Genomic DNA, 862 nt, shown 5'->3' on the forward strand with positions numbered 1-862 from the left:
CTCCAGAGTTGCCAATGTGATCAATGGTCCTCTATGGAGTTTGCCTATTGAATTTTTCATGTATTTGGTCGTGGTGGCGCTTGGGCTTCTATTCAAAGGCGGTCGTCTTGCATACACAGTTACCGCAGCATTGTTTGCGCTGATTGTAGTTTTTTGGTGCTGGCGAGATGCGCCTTTGCTGGTGGTTCACGGTACTGATGTAAGAAACATTCCGTTAATAGGCATCTATTTCATGATTGGGGCATGTTATGCGAAGTGGGGGCTCGAACGGTGGTTCAGTCTCTCCGGCGTAACTGTCATGGTGATGATTACCCTTCTTCTGGCTCCGTATTTATCGTTTTCGAAAGCCCTGTTATGGCTTACGTTACCGTATGTCGTTTTGGCATATGGACTTTCCAAAAGTTGGTTGGGGAGTTTGGTTAATAAAATGGGTGACTGCTCTTACGGTGTTTATATCTATGCTTTTCCGGTTCAGCAGTTTGTTTTGCTAAAATTCCCTGGTATTGCCTATTCAACCTATCTTGTTGTTACAGTGGTCATTACTCTGATTTTGGGATACAGCTCTTGGCATTTGGTAGAGAAAAGGGTTCTCAAATTCAAGCCAAAAAATAAAGTCAGGTCTGTATCGAATGGTGTTGATGCCTATTCGGCGTTCAATCCTGTTGTGGGTGAAAAGCTCAATTCAGGGGCTTGAGCAAGTGTATGTATTTATGATGTAACAGTCACTCAGGTCACCTATGAAGAGCTAAAGGGGGCTGCCGCGACAGCGCAGACGCCTGACGATCCTACCCCCCCCAGGGTTTCATAATGCCCGGTTTATGGATCAGCTACTTCGTAACAGATCCATAAACTCCGCCCACCG

The 862-nt window shown here is 45.7% G+C and carries 1 protein-coding gene; it reads left to right on the forward strand.

Annotation, left to right across the window (positions count from 1 at the left end; all coding sequences use genetic code 11):
• The coding region (locus AC1DLB_RS31090; RefSeq protein ID WP_477786414.1) for an acyltransferase family protein at positions 1 to 694 on the forward strand (694 nt) is incomplete at its 5' end.
• Between the last annotated feature and the right edge of the window lie 168 nt (positions 695 to 862).

The sequence above is a fragment of the Pseudomonas sp. 05N434 genome (assembly GCF_056396965.1).